This is a genomic window from Pseudomonas sp. NPDC087358, assembly GCF_044900785.1.
Classification (GTDB): domain Bacteria; phylum Pseudomonadota; class Gammaproteobacteria; order Pseudomonadales; family Pseudomonadaceae; genus Aquipseudomonas.
The window spans coordinates 84699-102072 of record NZ_JBJDOA010000017.1 but is presented as its reverse complement, the minus strand read 5'-3'; the positions used below and the strand labels follow the sequence as shown (position 1 = coordinate 102072).

Here is a 17374-nt window from a genome sequence, read left to right as displayed (position 1 = left end):
GAAGGCCATGCACCTTAATCGGCGGGCTGATGGCTGTCTGTCAGACACGTCCGAAATCAGCGTGTCACTTCAGATGCAACCGACAACCGTGCTCAATCCGCAGCCGGTTGCGCGCCATCGTGCTCGTCCTTGTCCTGTTGCTCCTCACGCTTGCGCTTCTCGGCGTCGGCCTTGTCGCGCTGCTCCTGGGTCGGTTCCTTGATCTTGTACCAGGCCACGTACAGCGCTGGCAGGAACAGCAGGGTGAGCAAGGTCGCGATGATGATGCCGCCGATCATGGCGTAGGCCATCGGGCCCCAGAACACCTCGCGGGCGATCGGGATCATGCCCAGGCTGGCGGCGGCCGCTGTCAGCAGGATTGGCCGGCGGCGATGTTCGGTCGCTTCGGCCACCGCGTCCCATGGCAGATAACCGGCGACCTCATACTCGTGAATCTGTGTCACCAGAATCACCGAATTGCGGATGATGATGCCGATCAGCGCGAGAATCCCCAGAATCGCCACGAAGCCCATGGGCGTGCCGGTGGGCACTAGCGCCAGTACCACGCCGATCAGGCCCAGCGGCGCGACACTGGCCACCAGGAACATCTTCTGCACACTGTGCAGCTGGATCATCAGGAACGTTGCCATCAGGAAGATCATCAGCGGCACGACCTTGGCGATCGGTCCCTGAGCCTTACCGCTCTCCTCGACCGTACCGCCGGTGGCGACCTTGTAACCCACCGGCAGTCCGGAGGCGAACTTGTCTATTTGCGGTTTCAGTTCCTTGACCAGATCGGTGGGCTGCATGTCGTCGCGCACGGCGGCCTTGATGGTGATGGTCGGCTTGCGGTCACGCCGCCAGACCAGTGGCTGCTCCATCTCGTAGCGCACATTGGCGAACGCCAGCAAGGGGATCGATACGCCGTGTGGAGTGACGATCTGCAGATTCTGCAGGGTCTCAGGGGTACCTCGCTCGGCATCCACCGCACGACCCACCACGTTGATCAGGTAGATATCATCGCGCACCTGGGTCACGGCCGAGCCGGTGACGATACTGTTCATCAGCTGCGCCACGTCCTCGGATGAAAGCCCCAGTTGCCGGGCCTTGTCCTGGTTGATATCGATGCGCAGCACTTTGCCCGGTTCGTTCCAGTCGTAGATCATCTCGCCGATGTGCTGGTTCTGGTCGAGCAGGGTGGCCAGTTCGATCGCGTGCTGGCGCACCTTGTCGATGTCCTCGCCACTGACCCGGTACTGGATCGGGCGCCCCACCGGAGGGCCCATTTCCAGCGGCTGAACGTAGGTGCCGATGCCGACGAAATCTTCGCGCAGTCGCTTGTTCAGACGGGCCATCAGCGCACCGCGTTCTTCCAGGCCCTTGCTGACGATCACCAGCTGGGCGTAGTACGGATTCTCCAACTGCTGGTCCAGCGGCAGGTAAAAACGCACCGCGCCCTGGCCGATATACGTGCTCCAGCGAACGATGTCCGGGTCGTCCTTGAGGGTCGCTTCCAGCTTATCCACCGCCTTGCGCGTCTCGTTGATGGAGGCGTTCTGCGGCAGGTTGAGGTCCACCAGGATTTCCGGGCGGTCGGACGAAGGGAAAAACTGATTCTGGACAAAGCGCATGCAGAACACCGAGGTGGCGAACAGCAGCACCGTGATGATGATGGTCAACCAGCGATGACGCATGGCCCAGAACATCGAGCCGTTGAAGGCACGGGCGATGCGACCCGGCTTGGTGTGCTCGTCTTTCTTTTTGATGTTCTCCTTGAGAATGTGCACCCCTATCACGGGCGCAAACAGCACCGCGACGATCCATGACACCAACATTGCCACGGCAATCACCGCAAACAGGGTGAAGGTGTATTCACCCGCCGAGCTGGCATTCAGGCCAATGGGCACGAAACCGGCGACGGTCACCAGCGTACCGGTGAGCATCGGAAACGCCGTCGAGGTATAGGCAAACGTGGCGGCCTGCTCCTTGGTGTCCCCCAGCTCCAGCCGGGAGACCATCATCTCGACGGTGATCATGGCATCGTCCACCAGCAATCCCAGCGCAATGATCAAGGCGCCCAGCGAGATACGCTGCATGGTGATGCCGCTGTATTCCATGAACACGAAGACCATGGCCAGCACCAGCGGAATCGAACACGCCACCACCAGCCCGGCACGCATGCCCAGGCTGATGAAGCTGACGATCAGCACGATCACTACCGCTTCAAACAAGGCACTGGTGAAACCGCCGACAGCCTTTTCCACCACCTGGGCCTGATCCGACACGTTATTCACGCCCACGCCGATAGGCAGGTCGGCAGTGGCGGCTTCCATACGCGCATGCAGCTGCTTGCCGAACTCCTGAACGTTGCCGCCCTTTTTCATCGCAATCGCAAGACCGATCGCGGGCTTGCCGTCGAAGCGAAACAGCGGCTTGGGTGGATCGACATAACCGCGGCTGATTTCGGCGATGTCGCTGAGCCGATAGAAGCGGTCGTTGAGTCGCAGATTGACGGTCTCCAGGTCTTTTTCCGACTGGAACTGCCCCGAGGTGCGCACCGAAATCCGCTCCGGACCTGCCTCGATCACGCCGGCCGGCGTCACGGTATTCTGCGATTGAAGGCTTTGCACCACTTGCCGCTGATCCAGCCCCAGCGCCGCCAGTTTGCGGGTGGAGAAGTTCAGGTAGATGACCTCGTCCTGCTGGCCGATCATCTCGACCTTACCCAGGCCCGGCACATCACGGATCTGCACCCGCACTTGCTCGACGTAATCGCGCAATTGACGCAGGGTCAGGCCATCGGCGGTAAAGGCATAGATCGACCCGTATACGTCGCCGAATTCGTCATTGAACGCCGGGCCTTGCAGACCTTGCGGGAAGGTGCCGCGAATGTCGTCGATCTTTTTACGGACCTGATACCAGATGTCCGGAATCGCACCGGCGCTGGTGGTGTCGCGCAAGTAGACAAACACCGTCGACTCACCCGGCCGGGTGTAACTCTTCACGTAGTCGAGTGAATCGAGCTCTTCGAGCTTTTTCTCGATGCGGTCGGTGACCTGCTCCAGGGTTTCATCCACGGTCGCGCCAGGCCAGCGGGTCTGGATGACCATGGTCTTGATGGTGAACGAGGGATCCTCCTCGCGCCCCAGATTCATGTAAGAAAACACGCCCATCAGCAAGCCGACGAACATCAGGTACCAGACGAATGACTGATGCTTGAGCGCCCAATCGGAGAGGTTGAACTTCCCTTTCATCGTGGGCTGTCCTTATCGACTTTGACTTTCTGCCCCGGTTTGAGGCTGTTCACACCGGCGGTGACAACACGCTCGCCACCCTTGACGCCACCCGCGACCACAACGCTGTCGTTGTCCCGGCTGACGACACTGACCGCATGCGGTGAGACGGTCTGGCTCTGCATGTCGATGATCCATATCTGCGTCTTGCCGTCGACCTCCTGCAGCGCGTTGGCGGGCAACTCGATACGCGGCTCGATGGCCGAGCTGAGGGTGACGCTGATGGCAGTGCCCAGGCGAAACGACGGCGGCGTGTCGGCCAGGGTCAAGCGTGCACGTCGGGTGCGGGTGGAGCTCTCGGCCTGGGGCTCCAGTTCGCGTAGCGTGGCGGTGGTGTTGATGTCCGGCTCCAGCTGGCTGGCCACCTTGAACACCACATCCCGGGGCAATTGCTCGGCCAGGGCGCCCGGCAGGTCGATCACCGCCTCCTTGATATCCGGCCGTGCCAGCGTCACCACCTGCTCGCCTGCGCTGACTACCTGGCCTGCTTCGACTTTCCACTCAGTCACGACCGCGTCATGGTCGGTCCGCAACTCGCTGTAGCTCAGTTGATCCTTGGCCTGCTGTAACGCAGCCTTGGACTGATCGTAGGAAGACTGCGTGGTTTTCAGATCGGTCACCGCAACGTCCAGCGCCGCCTGGGCGCCGACGCCTCGGTCGAACAGTTCCTGTTGGCGCCGGGCGTTGGCCTGAGCATTGATCAGCTGCGCCTCGACCCGGGCCAGATCGCCCTGGGTGGAACGTACCTGGTTTTGCTGATCGGTGGGGTCGAGAACGGCCAGCAGATCACCCTTCTTGACTTGCGCGCCGACATCCACGTTGCGTTGCGCAATGCGCCCCGATACGCGGAAACCCAGCGTGCTTTCATAACGCGCGGCGATGTTGCCGGCAAAACGCCCCAGGCTTTCTTCGCTCTGGGGTTTGACCTCGACGAACAACACCGGGCGCACCGGCTCCGGTGGCGGCTCTTCCTTGCTGCAGGCACCGAGCAACAGACCGGTGAGCAGCACCCCTGACAGACGCTTCATTGCGGCGCTCCTGTCAGGTCCTTGTAGACATCGGCGAGTTCGACCTGCATATCCGGGTGCAATAACTGATTACCCGCGACCACGACTTTCTCGCCGTTTTTCAGGCCATCGACGATCACCACTTTACCGGTCAGGTAACGCCCCACGGTGACACCGCGCAGGCTGACCTTGTTCTGGTCGTCGACCACCCACACAGCGGGTTTGCCAAGCTGATCACCCAGCCCTTTGGTCAGGGCCGACCATGGCAGCTCGACGCTTTGCCTGGCCGGAATGCTCAGGGCCGCGCTGACCACCGAGCCCAGCTGCATACCTTGCGGCAACGAAGCCAGAGCGATTTTCACCTGCAAGGTGCCGGTCTGCGCCGAAACCGCAGGCGTGACCTCGCGGACCTTGCCGCTGGTTTTTATCTGCGGATTGTCCAGCAGCGTGACTTCAACGGGCTGATCAGTCGGCGGGTTGACGAACAGCGACTCGTAGACGTTGAACACCGCATCACGCTCGCCGTCCCGTGCTTGACTGAAGATCGGCATGGTGGCCTGCACCACCTGACCGACTTCGGCCTGACGCGCGGTAATGATGCCCGGCGCGTCGGCAATCAGTGAGGTGTAGCCCAGTTGTTCGCGGGCATTGGCCAGTTGCGCCTGAGCGGCCTTGAGCGCGCTCTGGCTTCCCCGCAGTTGCGCCTGTGCGGCGTCGTATTCACTGCGGCTGGTGTAACCCTTGGGCAAGAGTTTTTCCTGACGCACGAACGCGGCGGCGGTTTGCTTGACCCGCGCCTGCTCGGCAGCTTGGGCGGCAATCGCTGAATCGACGTTGGTCTGTAAATCCTTGGGATCAAGCTTGGCGAGTACTTGCCGGGCACTGATCCGGTCCCCCACATCGACCATGCGCTGGATGATCTTGCCGCCGACGCGGAACGACAACTGCGTCTGCACCCGAGCCTGGATATCACCCGTGAGGGCAACGGCCGCGGCAAAATCCGCCGTTTTGACTTCCTGCGCCTGTACGCGCGGACGAACCGGTTCGCTGGGCTTTTCCTTGCCGCAACCGGACACAAGCGTCAGGCAAAGGCCGAGTCCCACGGCGGTCAGGCTGTTTTTGAAAACGGGGGGTAAAGCGGGCATGCAAGCTCCTTGTGCCAATGCCGTTGCGCACACCACGTCGCTGAGCGCCATTGTGATGTGATCATGCGACTGTGAGCGTAGATCAGGGTTCCTCACGCCGCTAAACTCCGCCGAACCTGATCACTCATTCGCGCCTGCACCCAGCAAGGAAAGCTCGATGCTCACCACCCTCGCCGTCGCTAACTATCGTTCGATCAACACGCTGGTGGTGCCGCTTGCGCGCTTGAACCTGGTCACCGGCCCCAACGGCAGCGGCAAATCGAATCTGTATCGCGCCCTGCGTTTGCTGGCCGAAACCGCGCAAGGCGGCGTCATCAGTGCGTTGGCTCGCGAAGGCGGGCTGAAATCCACGTTCTGGGCGGGCCCTGAACGCATCAGCAGGCGCATGCGCAATGGCGAAGTAGAGATTCAGGGCGGCCCGCGCAAGGATGTCGTGCGCCTGCGCCTGGGTTTTGCCGGGGTAGACTTCAGCTACGCGATTTCCCTCGGCCTGCCGCCACCGCCGTTGGCACCGACTGCCTTTGCCCTCGACCCTGAGATCAAGCGCGAGTGCATCTGGGCCGGCCCTCTGTATCGTCCCGCCAGCCTGCTGGTCGACCGCGCCGGCCCCATGATCCGCACCCGCGAAGGCCGCAGCTGGGATGTGCTGGCGCAACATACGCCGACATTCGACAGTCTGTTCGATCAAGTCGGCAACCTGCGTTCCTCACCAGAAGTGCTGCAGTTGCGCGAAAGCATTCGTGGCTGGCGATTTTATGACCACTTTCGCAGCGACGCCGATGCTCCTGCTCGCAAGGCGCAATTGGGAACCCGTACGCCGGTGCTGCATCACGACGGTCGGGATCTGGCGGCGGCCTTGCAGACGATCCGCGAAATCGGCGAACCCGAGGCGCTGGACGCCGCCATCAGTGATGCATTTCCCGGCGCCCGCGTGCAGATCAACGCCCAGGGCGGCGGGCTGTTTGCCCTGGAGTTTTATCAGGAAGGCCTGCTGCGCCCGTTGTCAGCGGCTGAGCTATCGGACGGCACCCTGCGTTACCTGCTGCTGATCGCCGCCCTGCTGACACCCCGCCCGCCAACCATGATGGTGCTCAACGAGCCGGAGACCAGCCTGCATCCGGACCTGCTGCCAGCGCTGGCACGCCTGATCATTGGCGCGTCACACAGCTGCCAGGTATGGGTCGTTTCCCACGCCAGCCGCCTGATCGCGGCGTTGGAGCGGGATCCGGAGTGCAACTGCATCGTGCTTGAGAAGGACCTGGGACAAACCGGGGTTGTCGGCCAGGGAATGCTCGATCAACCGGCTTGGCATTGGCCGGATTGAGCGTGCCTAGATCCTGTAGGAGTGAGCTCGCTCGCGATTGCTCACTGGCATTCAACAGATAGGTGTCAGGCCTACTTTATCGCGAGCAAGCTCACTCCAACAGATTGCGGCCGGAAGCAGATCCGAAGCACCGCACTCTCGTCGGCCCGGGAATGCTCGATCAACCGGCCTGGCATTGGCCGGATTGAGCGTGCCGACATCCTGTAGGAGTGAGCTCGCTCGCGATTGCTCACTCGCATTCAACAGATAGGTGTCAGGCCTACCCTTATCGCGAGCAAGCTCACTCCTACAGATTGCGGCCAGAAGCAGATCCGAAGCACCCACGCTCTCGTCGGCCCGGGAATGCTCGATCAACCGGCCTGGCATTGGCCGGATTGAGCGTGCCTAGATCCTGTAGGAGTGAGCTTGCTCGCGATTGCTCACTCCCATTCAACAGATAGGTGTCAGGCCTACCCTTATCGCGAGCAAGCTCACTCCTACAGATTGCGGCCAGAAGCAGATCCGAAGCACCGCGCTCCCCTGTAGCACTCCGGCTTGCCGAGGTCGCTTGCCGAGGTCGCTTGCCGAGGTCTTGATTCTGGCCGAAGGCCGTGGGAGTTCGGCTTGCCGACGATCGGCCGCGAAGCGGTCGTAAGATGGGAGTACGCGGAGCATCAGGTAGACCCTATGCTCCGGCTTGGCTACCGCCTCGCGCCAGATCGCTGGCAAGCCAATCTCCCACGCGTTGGGCACAAGCGCAGTGCACGTCAGGCCAGCGCATCAGCTTCCGGCACCACCATGGGCTTCTTCGAAGAAGAAATCTTTCCAGCTGTCGGCCTTGTTTTTCAGCACGCCGATTTCATGCAGCTTTTCGGCGTAGATGTAGGTGCGTTGCGGGACGATGGTGAAGTCGATTTCCGGGTCCGAGACGATCTTCTCAACCAACGGCAGGGGCAGCTTGGACTTCTCGACGTCGATGTAGGTCTTGGCCGCGGCAGGCTTGTCGGCCTTGATGATCTTCTCGGCCTCAGCCAGCGCGTCGTAAAACGCCTTGTAGGTCTTGGGGTTTTCGTCGTGGAATTTCTGCGTGGTATAGAGCACGTTGAACGTGGCCTGACCACCTAGCACGTCGTAGGAACTGAGCACTTTATGCACGTTGGGGTTCTCCAGTTCCTGATACTGGAACGGCGGACTGGAGAAGTGCGCGCTGATCTCAGAACCACCGGCGATCAACGCCGAGGTGGCATCCGGGTGCGGCAGGCTGACGGAGATGTTGTCGAATTTCTTGTAGTTGTCGTTACCGAACAGCTTGGCGGTTTCGATCTGCAGGGTGCGCGACTGAAACCCCACGCCCGCCGCCGGAACCGCGATGCGATCCTTGTCGGTGAAATCGTTGATGGTTTTCACATCGGGCTTGTTGCTGAGCAGGTAGTTAGGCATCGAACCGAGCGAGGCGATGGCCTTGACGTTCTGCTTGCCTTTGGTCCGGTCCCAGATGGTCAGCATCGGTGGGACGCCCGCCGACACCACGTCCAGCGCGCCCGCCAGCAGTGCTTCGTTCATCGCCGTCGCGCCGGAAATACTGTTCCAGTCCACCTTGATGTCGATGCCCTGTTCCTTGCCGTGTTTCTCGATCAGTTTCTGCTGCTGCACCACGTCGAGGATCAGATAGCCGATACCGAATTGCTGGGCGATGCTGATCTTGCCTTCGGCGTGGGCGCCGCTGCTCAGCAGGGCACCGAGCAGACCGAACGTGGTTGCCAGCACGGTCAGCGCCGGGCGTTTGAATGAAGTCCCCATGAAATCCTCACAAAAAAAAGAAAGAGTGTTGGCAGGCTTCACGTCCGGCGCTCCGGTCCGCTCAGCGAATGTTGGAATGCTTTTCAGCAGCACGGCTTGCCGGCGCAGGCGTCGTCAAGATCGCGACCGCCGGCAAGCCGGACCGCTACAGCGGGTGTCTGCATAGGTATCTCAACGCTGCATGCCCCAGCGCTTTACGGTCAGGCGCTCGACATTGCTGAACAACAGGTTTTCCACCAGCAGGCCGATGATGATGACCGCCGCAAGGCCGGCGAACACCTTGTCGGTGTACAGCTCGTTGCGGTTCTGGAAGATGTACCAGCCAAGGCCGCCCTTGCCCGAGGACGCGCCGAATACCAGCTCGGCGGCGATCAGGGTGCGCCAGGCAAACGCCCAGCCGATTTTCAGGCCAGCGAGAATCGACGGCAGCGCAGCCGGAATCAGGATGTACCAGACGAAGCGCAGACCCTTGAGGCCATAATTGCGCCCGGCCATGCGCTGGGTTTCAGAGACGCCGAGAAAGCCCGCATAGGTGTTCAGTGCCAACGCCCACAACACCGAATGCACCAACACGAAAATCAGGCTGTTTTCGCCCAGACCGAACCACAGCAACGACAGCGGCAGCAAGGCGATGGCCGGCAGCGGATTGAACATCGCGGTCAGTGTGCCGAGCAGGTCACGACCCAATTGAGTCGATACCGCCAGCGTGGTCAGACCGAACGCCAGGACGATGCCGATCAGGTAGCCCTTGACCAACACGGTCAGGGAAATCCACACCTTGACCAGCAGCTCACCGCTGGCAATGCCATCGATAAAGGCCTGTGCGGTTTGCAGGAAGCTGGGCAGCAGCAGGTCATTGCCCTGAATGCGCGCGGCAATTTCCCAGATCACCGCCAGGGCAATCAGAATCACGCTCTTGCGCACCCAGCTCTGCTGCCAGATACGTTGCGCCAGAGGGATGTCGCGGGCCAGGTCTTGCTGAGTGAAAGGCTCCAGCGCGACTTCATACTCCTCGCGAATCGGGGGTGAAAGGCTCATGGTGTTTATCTCTTTGAGTCGACGCCCCTTGTAGGAGTGAGCTCGCTCGCGATAGCTATGGATCAGTCAATGCATTGGTCACAGACAGACCGTTATCGCGAGCAAGCGAAGGCCTACAGGGAAGAATCGGTGGTGCTAGTAAGCGATACGAATATCCTGAAAACGCAGATCGGGCTCGACCGCAGGCACTTCGCCTTCGTCGAACAACAGACTGTGGATGCGTTGAGCGGTGCGCTGAAAATCCACGCCACCCAGGCTTTTCAGGTCGTACTGATGGCTGTTGATCTCGGCGCGTACGCGGCCGGGGTGGGGCGACAGCAGCAGAATCCGGTTGCCCACCACCAACGCTTCTTCAATGGAGTGAGTGACGAACAGCAACGTAAAGCGCACCTCTTCCCACAGCTCCAGCAGCTCTTCCTGCATCTTGCGCCGGGTCAAGGCATCGAGTGCGGCGAAGGGCTCGTCCATCAGCAGGATCTTCGGCTGCATGGCCAATGCACGGGCGATCGCCACACGCGCCTTCATGCCACCAGACAAGGTATGCGGGTAGGCGTCGGCGAACGCGGTCAGGCCGACCTTCTCCAGATAATGCAGGGCACGCTCGCGGGCTTCACGGCGTTTGAGGGTACGTGAAGCCAACAGCGGGAACATGACGTTCTCGACGACTGTTTTCCAGGGCGGCAGCTGGTCGAATTCCTGAAACACCACGATGCGATCCGGCCCCGGCTCCTTGACCTGCTGACCGGCCAGACGGATCTGCCCTTCGCTGGGCGCAATGAATCCTGCCACCGCTTTGAGCAATGTCGACTTGCCGCAACCCGAAGGGCCGAGCAGGACAAAACGGTCGGCAGGATCGATTTCGAAACTGACTTGGTGAGTGGCCCGCACCACGCGTTCCGGCGTGCGGTATTCAAGGCTTACGCCCTGGACTTGCAACAGCGCTTCAGCAGTAGGCTGATTGGCCTGTTGCGCATTCAAGCGATCGCTAGCCGTGTGGCTTTGCAGAACAGCGTTCATGGAACGGGGCTCCTCTGTAGGTCGGCGTGAATCAGAACGGCGCATCGCCCTGGATGGTGGTGCGATGCAGACGACGACGCAGATGGTCGGGTGTGCCACCGGCCAAGTGAATCAGCGAGCGGTTGTCCCAGAACACCATGTCGTTTTCCTGCCATTTATGACGCAGGACGTGCTCAGGGCGCACGCTGTGGGCGTACAGCTCGTTGAGAATCTGCTGACTCTCGTCTTCCGGAAGTCCGACGATGTGGGTGGTAAAGCCTTCACTGACGAATAACGCCTTGCGGCCGTTTTCCGGGTGAGTGCGCACGATCGGATGACTGACCACCGCAACCTGCGCCAGTTGTTCTGCGCTCAAGGTCGGCCGCCAGTTGTCGGCATTTTTGCCATGGCTATAGCGCGAGGTATAGCTGTGCACGGCGCTACGGCCTTCGACCGCCTTGCGCAGGTGCTCGGGCAGGGTGTCCCAGGCCTGATGCATGTCGGCAAACAGCGTGTCGCCGCCCTCGCTTGGCAACTCCTGGGCATACAGCATCGAGCCCAGGCTTGGCAGTTCTTTGTAGGACAGGTCCGAATGCCAGTATTTGCCGGCATCGCCCAGTCCGACCGGTTGGCCGTTTTCGACGATGTTGGACACGATCAGGATTTCCGGGTGGTTGGCCAGCAGGAACTGCTTGAGCACGTGGATCTGCAAAACGCCGAAACGGCGGCTGAAATCGATCTGTTGCTGCGGCGTGATTTGCTGATCGCGCAAGACCACCACGTGATGGTCCAGATGCGCGCGATGTACCCGGGCGAAGTCGGCGTCATTGAGCGGACGGGACAGGTCCAGGCCGACGATTTCCGCGCCCACCTTTTCGGCGAATGGACGCACATCGAACTGCTGGCCGGGCGCTTGCGCGGACGAGGAAGCTTGGGAGGCTGCTGGCATGAGAACTCCGACTCCTGAAAAGGCGTGTGACTGAAGAGTCGGAACTTTAAAGCTATAAGAAGAGAAGTTTAAATACCGTTAGGGCATATGGATAGCGCTGAAAGAACTAGCAGCGGCGCAATGCCATTATCGGTAACCGGACAGGTACCAAATTCCTATATTGGCGTGCGAACGGAAGGCTCAAGATCGCGGTCTATCTCCTCATCTCGCGACAGGCCAATGCCCGCGAGCAAACGCTGTCACGGATAACATCAAGGGGACCGATCATGCCGGAACGCGCCAGCCATAACCAATACCCGCAGGACAAGGCACACGACGATCAAGTCAAACTGCTGATCGCCCTGCGTCGCGCCCTGGGCTCAGATGCAAAAACGCCGACGCATGTACAAGCCGTCGGCGTGGAAAACGTGGGGCAGTGATTCGGCACTGCCCTTGTAGGAGTGAGCTTGCTCGCGATGGTCATCCCTGAACTACAGCGGTGAATGACACACCACATCGCGAGCGAGCTCATTCCTACAGATGAATGCGTCGCACCGACGCATTCATGCCCTTATCAGAACGCTGGCAATACCGCGCCGTCGTACTTCTTGTTGATGAAGTCTTTGACTTGCTGGCTGGTCAGCGCCTTGGACAGTTTCTCGATCGCGTCGGTGTGAGCATTGTCGGTACGGGTTACCAGATAGTTCACGTACGGCGAGTCGGAACCTTCCAGAATCAACGCATCCTTTTTCGGGCTCAGCTTGGCTTCCAGCGCGTAGTTGGTGTTGATCAGGTCCAGGTCGACCTGGTCCAGAGCGCGCGGCAACAGCGCCGATTCCAGTTCGCGGAATTTCAGTTTTTTCGGGTTGGTGGCGATGTCTTTCGGCGTCGACAGGGCGTTGGTCGGGTCTTTCAGGGTGATCAGACCATTCTTCTGCAACAGCAGCAGAGCACGACCGGCGTTGCTGCCTTCGTTCGGGATGGCAACGGTGGCGCCTTCAGGCAGTTGGTCGATGGACTTCCACTTCTTGGAGTAGCCGCCGAACGGTTCGACGTGCACGCCAACGCCCGTTACCAGAGTCGCGCCCTTGCCTTTGTTGAAGCCGTCCAGATAAGGCTTGGTCTGGAAGTAGTTGGCGTCCAGACGTTTCTCGTTCAGCTGCACGTTGGGCTGCACGTAGTCGGTGAAGACCTTGATTTGCAGGTCCACACCTTCCTTGGCCAGCTCAGGCTTGATCAGCTCGAGGATTTCGGCGTGTGGAACCGCAGTCGCGCCGACCACGAGTTTTTCGGCGGCTTGGGCCGCGCTGATGGAAAGGGCAGCCGCCAGTGCGGTGAACAACAAAGTCTTTTTCATGCGATGTCCTTAGGAAAAATCCGGTCGCCTTGTGGGCAACTCTGTATCGATATGCCGCGGGTACGACCCTTGGCAGGGTGGCGGCTGAAGCGGACATTACCGACATTCTTTATGCCGAGACAATACTTTTTCGTCACGCAGTTATGCTTTTTAGTTCTCAGAAAGCATTTTGCCAGCAGAGACCCCGTTGCGAGGCGTCTGGACCCGCTGTTTCAAACCGAAGCTGACCTGTAGCAGTACCGCTTGCTGGCGGTAACGACCTGCGAACCGCTGCACGCCGCACTGCTACGGATGCTGGCCACGACCTGCTGGAGGATCGCAAACCTGGCGGGGTTGACGGCCAGCGTCAGCGCGAAGGCAAGTTCAGATGCTCCGGCAAAATCTCCGTGCCGCTACTCACCAGCAGTGCGAAATGGATAACGTTTTCCAGCTCTCGCGTATTGCCCGGCCAATAATGCGCTTCGAGTCGCTTGTGCGCGGCTTCGCTGATCAACGGCATGGCGAAATCCAGACGCTGGCTGTAGACCCCGAGAAAGTACTCGGCCAGCGGCAGGATATTGCCCGGCTGATCACGCAGTGCCGGCAGATCCAGCCGTCCCTCGCTCAGATACCGATAAAGGCGCTCATGAAACTTTCCTGCCGCCACCGCCAGGCTCAGGTCGATGCTGGTGGCCGCCACCAGACGCACGTCCACGGGGCTGGGCTGGCTGGCGCCGACGCGGGTCACCTCATGATTCTCGAGCGCCGCGAGCAGCTTGATCTGAATAGCCAGCGGCAGATCGGCGATTTCATCCAGGTACAGCGTGCCGCCGGTGGCCGAACCGAACCAGCCCGCCCGACTGCTGACCGAGCCACTGTGAGCGCCGGCGGCGTAGCCGAAAATCTCGGCATCGGCGTAGGTCGGGCTGATCGCGCCGCAGTTCACCGAAACGAACAGACCGGCGCGGTCGCTGCCGCGATGAATGTGCCGCGCCAGCAATTCCTTGCCCGTTCCCGGTTCGCCGCGAATCAGCACCGGCAGGTCCAGTGGAGCCAATTGCTCCATTTCTTCGCGCAAGCGCCGCGAGCGTGGATCGAAAAACACCAACGCCTTGGCGCGAATGCTCAGCGGGCTTTTCTCGGCGTCGGGAAAGGTCAGCAGGGCTTGTGGGGCGGCCTGGATCGGTGTCTGTTTCGGGGTAGGCGAATGGCTCATGGCAGTCTCCCGCCCAAGCCATCCGTGGGCCCGAGCGTTAAAAAAAAGGCCGCAGCGCCTGTCGGTTCACTGCGGCAAAAAAGGTTGTGATGCTCGCGACTTCAGGCGCGATCACCGGCCCGCTACATGGCGTCATGCGCGACGTCGGGTGAGTTGTTCGATGCGCCCCTGGAGCCGGTACAGGTAGGCAAACCCCTGCTCCCAACGCCGGTGGCCGGACTTGACGTTGATGTGGCCGGCGCCGCTGAGAATGCCGATTTCGGCGCCCCAGTTGCGGGCCATTTCCATGGCCCGCAAGGCGCTGACCGCCGAATCGTTGTCAGAGCTGACCACCTGCGACGGGAATGGCAGCAGATGTTCAGGGACAGGCGCAAAATTACGAATTGCGGGCGGGCAGTTAGGGCGCTCGACGTCGGCAGGTGCCACCAGCAAGGCACCACGCACCTGGCGCAGAGTTTCCAGCGGCGCCAGCTGCGCCCAGTGAGCAACGGTCACGCAACCCAGGCTGTGAGCGATCAGAATCACTGGCGAATTGTCGCCGGCGACAGCGCGCTGCAACTCGCCGACCCAGTCTTCACGGCGTGGTCTGAGCCAGTCGGCCTGTTCCACCCGGACACTGTTGGGCAGGCTGTTCTGCCAGTGCGTTTGCCAATGGTCATCGGCAGATCCTTGCCAGCCTGGCACGATCAGGTAACGGATCGATTCGTTATGCATGGCCTTCGCCTCCTGCATTTTTGCGTTCATGGCGGCGAGTATAGGGACGTGACATATATTCGAAAAAGAATAAGAAGATATTTATTAATAGCTTAAAAACATATGCCGTAATCACAGGGCGATCCCGCTGCAAAAAAAGAGGGCCACCCCCTGCCTTAAGGAGTAGCCCTCATAATCACGCTGTCTGCCCCCGACTCGCCGGGGATGAGTGAAGAATACGGTCGAGTTGTTACAGAAATTTTTATGCCTGGAAAAATCTCTCCAGGGGCAGCTCCAGGTTCGGCGTGAGCGGCTCCTGTGTAGCCATTCGGCTTGCCGGCGGTAGCCATCGCAAGGCCGCCACCGCCGGCAAGCCGGACCGCTACAGGTTCAATTGCGTGCAGGTTCGGGGGTGGTGCCAGCGTTCACGGCATCATTGGGTTCAAACCGGTTCGCCCTGCCAAACGTCCCGAAATCATTGAAGCGCACGCCCATCTCGGCCATGACCTTGTGTGCCACGGGAGCGGTCATCTGGCGGATATAGAAGGGTTCTTTCACCACGAAATGATGGATCCCGTGCGTGCTGCCGAAATTGAAACAGAACGCCTGCAGCGGCCACATCCACCAAGGGTTGAGCACCTGGGTCTGCTGCATGACATTGCCCAATTCCACATCCCCGTAGTAATGCATGTTCGAGCTGACGAAATGCAGGCAGAAGGTACGCAATACGTTCGGCCCGACAATCACCACCACCGCGGTATCAATGATGTGCATGACCGCCAGGGTGTCGGCCGACCAATCGATGGGCGCCCCCATTAGGCTGGCAACACCATTGGCGGCGTGAAACCCGAGAAACACATACCAGGCACCCCAGTTGAGCAACGCCAGGGGCGCATAGACACGCAAGGTGCGTTTGAGAATGCTGGATTTGTGGGCCCAGGTTTTCGCCCGCAACATGCGAATCAGCGATGACATGACGTTGTCGCCCACCATCAGCAGGCGTGCGATACCCCACGGCTCGCCGTTGGTGATGGCGCGCTCTTCCATGTCGGCTTCGGTGCCAGAGACTTTGTGATGGTTGAGGTGTAGGTGACGACGTATCCAGGGGTTGATGGTGCTCGGCCGTGCCATCCAGACCAGCGCCAGCATCAGATTGTGCGGCACTCGCTGCTTGCGGAAATACATGCTGTGGATCAGGTCGTGTTCAAGCTCGTGGGTCAGTGAGGCAAAGAACGCGTTGAGCAGCAGGCACACCCACCAGGCCATGTAACCTGCGACGTAGAGCGCTGCACTGCCGATCATCCCGGTGATGGCAAAGAGCAGAATGCCGGCGCCTATCGCATCCTGATGAGCCAGGATCGGATAACGCTCACGCAGCGCATTGCCATGGGCCATCACCACCGTGCGAATATGCGCCGATCGCTGTTGTGCATTCAGTCCGGTGGCGCTTGCAGAAGTGTCGCGCATGCTTCCATTCTCCGTTTTAATGATTGACGAGCCATGATCGAGCAAAAGTGATGGCTCCACTGTGCCGTGCCGGGCACAAGCCTGCCCGGCCGTGAACGCCAACCTGTTGACCGGAAGCGCCAATCTGTATGTCTGAGCCGAGCATTCTCGCCAGCTGGACCCGCGCACTGCGCAAGCAACTCGATGCTCTTGGCCTCGACAGTCTCGCGCTGAGTCAGGCTGCAGGTCTTGATCCGCAATTGATGGACGATCCCAACGCGCGATACCCGGTGACGGTGACGACGCGGCTCTGGCAGCTGGCGGTGCAGGCCAGTGGCGATCCGGCGCTGGGTTTGCGGGTGTCGCGCTTTGTCAGCCCGACCACCTTTCATGCACTCGGTTACGCGCTGGTGGCCAGCGGCTCGCTTCGGGAAGTATTCGAACGCATCGTGCGCTATCACCCGGTGGTCAGCGATGCGCTGGACTTGAGTTTCGTCCGGGTGGGCGATCGTTATGAGTTTCGCTTTCGCGTTCCCGAGGGTGGGCCCATGCCGGCCAACGAGGCCATGGATGCCTTCGCAGCGATCTATGTGCGCACCTGCCGCAACCGCCTGGGGCGTCATTACGCGCCGCTGGCCGTACACCTGGTGCGGCCGCAACCGGCAGACCCGAAACCCTGGCACGACGTATTCCGCGCACCGCTGTTCTTCGATGCTGCGGAAAATCTGCTGGCGTTCGCCTGCACCGATTTCGACAGCCACCTGGACGACGCCAACCCGGAGCTGGCCGAACACAACGAAACCGTGCTCAATCGCGCGCTGGAAAAGCTCAGCCCACTGACCTGGGAGCGCAAGGTGCGCGGTGCGATCGAGGCCCAGTTGCCGGAAGGCGAACCCTCGGCCGAACGGATCGCCCAGCACCTGCACCTGAGCTTGCGCAGCCTGCAGCGACACCTGGCCGACGAAGGCTGCAGCTATGACCTGCTGCTCAATCAATGTCGACAGAACCTGGCGCTGCAACACATGCGGGACCAGAATAGCTCACTGAGCGAAATCGCCTACTTGCTGGGCTTTGCCGACACCAGCAGCTTCAGCCGCGCATTCAAGCGCTGGACCGGCATGACGCCCAGCCAGTACCGCGACAGCCTGCGTTGAATGCAGTAGACCCTGTAGCTGTGCGGCGTACCGGCGGTTG

The 17374-nt window shown here is 60.6% G+C and carries 13 protein-coding genes and 1 pseudogene; 3 read left to right on the top strand and 11 right to left on the bottom strand.

The features are described from left to right. Positions 1-92 precede the first annotated feature (92 nt). The 3 genes from ACI2KS_RS27170 to ACI2KS_RS27160 are packed head-to-tail and all read right to left on the bottom strand — an operon-like array spanning position 93 to position 5424. On the bottom strand, positions 93-3233 hold the full coding sequence (locus ACI2KS_RS27170; RefSeq protein ID WP_404624115.1) for an efflux RND transporter permease subunit: 3141 nt from the start codon (positions 3231-3233) through the stop codon (positions 93-95). Beyond that, a complete protein-coding gene (locus ACI2KS_RS27165; RefSeq protein WP_404624114.1) occupies positions 3230-4300 on the bottom strand; it encodes an efflux RND transporter periplasmic adaptor subunit in 1071 nt (356 codons plus the stop codon). The genes ACI2KS_RS27170 and ACI2KS_RS27165 overlap by 4 nt, the downstream gene beginning before the upstream one ends. Beyond that, entirely contained in the window at positions 4297-5424 is a 1128-nt protein-coding gene (locus ACI2KS_RS27160; protein ID WP_404624113.1) for an efflux RND transporter periplasmic adaptor subunit, read from the bottom strand. Before ACI2KS_RS27160 ends, ACI2KS_RS27165 begins: the two co-directional genes overlap by 4 nt. A 157-nt stretch (positions 5425-5581) precedes the next feature. Between ACI2KS_RS27160 and ACI2KS_RS27155 the strand changes: the two genes are divergently transcribed. After that, a complete protein-coding gene (locus ACI2KS_RS27155; protein WP_404624112.1) occupies positions 5582-6748 on the top strand; it encodes an AAA family ATPase in 1167 nt (388 codons plus the stop codon). Between the two features lie 759 nt (positions 6749-7507). On the opposite strand, the gene ACI2KS_RS27150 is transcribed toward ACI2KS_RS27155, so the two are convergent. The 4 genes from ACI2KS_RS27150 to ACI2KS_RS27135 all read right to left on the bottom strand — a co-directional run bounded on the left by ACI2KS_RS27150 (position 7508) and on the right by ACI2KS_RS27135 (position 11510). Beyond that, positions 7508-8527, bottom strand: coding sequence for an ABC transporter substrate-binding protein (locus tag ACI2KS_RS27150; protein ID WP_404624111.1), 1020 nt, complete (start codon positions 8525-8527; stop codon positions 7508-7510). A 171-nt stretch (positions 8528-8698) separates the two neighbouring features. Next, positions 8699-9565 carry an ABC transporter permease gene (locus tag ACI2KS_RS27145; protein ID WP_404624110.1) on the bottom strand — a complete coding sequence of 289 codons (867 nt, stop codon included), beginning with the start codon at positions 9563-9565 and terminating at the stop codon, positions 8699-8701. A gap of 135 nt (positions 9566-9700) precedes the next feature. Further along, complete coding sequence (locus tag ACI2KS_RS27140) at positions 9701-10582, bottom strand: ABC transporter ATP-binding protein (protein WP_404624109.1); 882 nt, start codon at positions 10580-10582, stop codon at positions 9701-9703. Positions 10583-10613: 31 nt separating this feature from the next. Continuing rightward, positions 10614-11510, bottom strand: coding sequence for a TauD/TfdA dioxygenase family protein (locus tag ACI2KS_RS27135; protein WP_404624108.1), 897 nt, complete (start codon positions 11508-11510; stop codon positions 10614-10616). Between the two features lie 266 nt (positions 11511-11776). Here ACI2KS_RS27135 and ACI2KS_RS27130 point away from each other — a divergent pair, with 266 nt between their 5' ends. Next, complete coding sequence (locus tag ACI2KS_RS27130) at positions 11777-11929, top strand: hypothetical protein (RefSeq protein WP_404624107.1); 153 nt, start codon at positions 11777-11779, stop codon at positions 11927-11929. Positions 11930-12063: 134 nt separating this feature from the next. On the opposite strand, the gene ACI2KS_RS27125 is transcribed toward ACI2KS_RS27130, so the two are convergent. The 4 genes and pseudogenes from ACI2KS_RS27125 to ACI2KS_RS27110 form a co-directional block, all read right to left on the bottom strand. Continuing rightward, positions 12064-12846: a MetQ/NlpA family ABC transporter substrate-binding protein gene (locus ACI2KS_RS27125; RefSeq protein WP_404624106.1), complete on the bottom strand. Its 783-nt coding sequence runs from the start codon at positions 12844-12846 to the stop codon at positions 12064-12066. 355 nt (positions 12847-13201) lie between these two features. After that, positions 13202-14041 (bottom strand): annotated as a pseudogene (locus ACI2KS_RS27120) (sigma 54-interacting transcriptional regulator); the annotation flags it as partial. Positions 14042-14173: 132 nt separating this feature from the next. After that, positions 14174-14755, bottom strand: a complete 582-nt coding sequence (locus ACI2KS_RS27115) for an alpha/beta hydrolase (protein ID WP_404624105.1) — start codon at positions 14753-14755, stop codon at positions 14174-14176. 369 nt (positions 14756-15124) lie between these two features. Then, on the bottom strand, positions 15125-16201 hold the full coding sequence (locus ACI2KS_RS27110) for a fatty acid desaturase (RefSeq protein WP_404624104.1): 1077 nt from the start codon (positions 16199-16201) through the stop codon (positions 15125-15127). Positions 16202-16329: 128 nt separating this feature from the next. On the opposite strand from ACI2KS_RS27110, the gene ACI2KS_RS27105 reads away from it, so the two are divergent. Further along, positions 16330-17334, top strand: coding sequence for an AraC family transcriptional regulator (locus tag ACI2KS_RS27105; RefSeq protein WP_404624103.1), 1005 nt, complete (start codon positions 16330-16332; stop codon positions 17332-17334). Positions 17335-17374 lie beyond the last annotated feature (40 nt).

Excerpts from the sequence above, each read along its gene's own strand:
- ACI2KS_RS27155 (WP_404624112.1), top strand. The coding sequence starts at position 5,582 with ATGCTCACCACCCTCGCCGTCGCTAACTATCGTTCGATCAACACGCTG.
- ACI2KS_RS27140 (WP_404624109.1), bottom strand. The coding sequence starts at position 10,582 with ATGAACGCTGTTCTGCAAAGCCACACGGCTAGCGATCGCTTGAATGCG.
- ACI2KS_RS27160 (WP_404624113.1), bottom strand. The coding sequence starts at position 5,424 with ATGCCCGCTTTACCCCCCGTTTTCAAAAACAGCCTGACCGCCGTGGGA.
- ACI2KS_RS27105 (WP_404624103.1), top strand. The coding sequence starts at position 16,330 with ATGTCTGAGCCGAGCATTCTCGCCAGCTGGACCCGCGCACTGCGCAAG.
- ACI2KS_RS27115 (WP_404624105.1), bottom strand. The coding sequence starts at position 14,755 with ATGCATAACGAATCGATCCGTTACCTGATCGTGCCAGGCTGGCAAGGA.
- ACI2KS_RS27110 (WP_404624104.1), bottom strand. The coding sequence starts at position 16,201 with ATGCGCGACACTTCTGCAAGCGCCACCGGACTGAATGCACAACAGCGA.
- ACI2KS_RS27135 (WP_404624108.1), bottom strand. The coding sequence starts at position 11,510 with ATGCCAGCAGCCTCCCAAGCTTCCTCGTCCGCGCAAGCGCCCGGCCAG.
- ACI2KS_RS27170 (WP_404624115.1), bottom strand. The coding sequence starts at position 3,233 with ATGAAAGGGAAGTTCAACCTCTCCGATTGGGCGCTCAAGCATCAGTCA.
- ACI2KS_RS27125 (WP_404624106.1), bottom strand. The coding sequence starts at position 12,846 with ATGAAAAAGACTTTGTTGTTCACCGCACTGGCGGCTGCCCTTTCCATC.
- ACI2KS_RS27165 (WP_404624114.1), bottom strand. The coding sequence starts at position 4,300 with ATGAAGCGTCTGTCAGGGGTGCTGCTCACCGGTCTGTTGCTCGGTGCC.
- ACI2KS_RS27150 (WP_404624111.1), bottom strand. The coding sequence starts at position 8,527 with ATGGGGACTTCATTCAAACGCCCGGCGCTGACCGTGCTGGCAACCACG.
- ACI2KS_RS27130 (WP_404624107.1), top strand. The coding sequence starts at position 11,777 with ATGCCGGAACGCGCCAGCCATAACCAATACCCGCAGGACAAGGCACAC.
- ACI2KS_RS27145 (WP_404624110.1), bottom strand. The coding sequence starts at position 9,565 with ATGAGCCTTTCACCCCCGATTCGCGAGGAGTATGAAGTCGCGCTGGAG.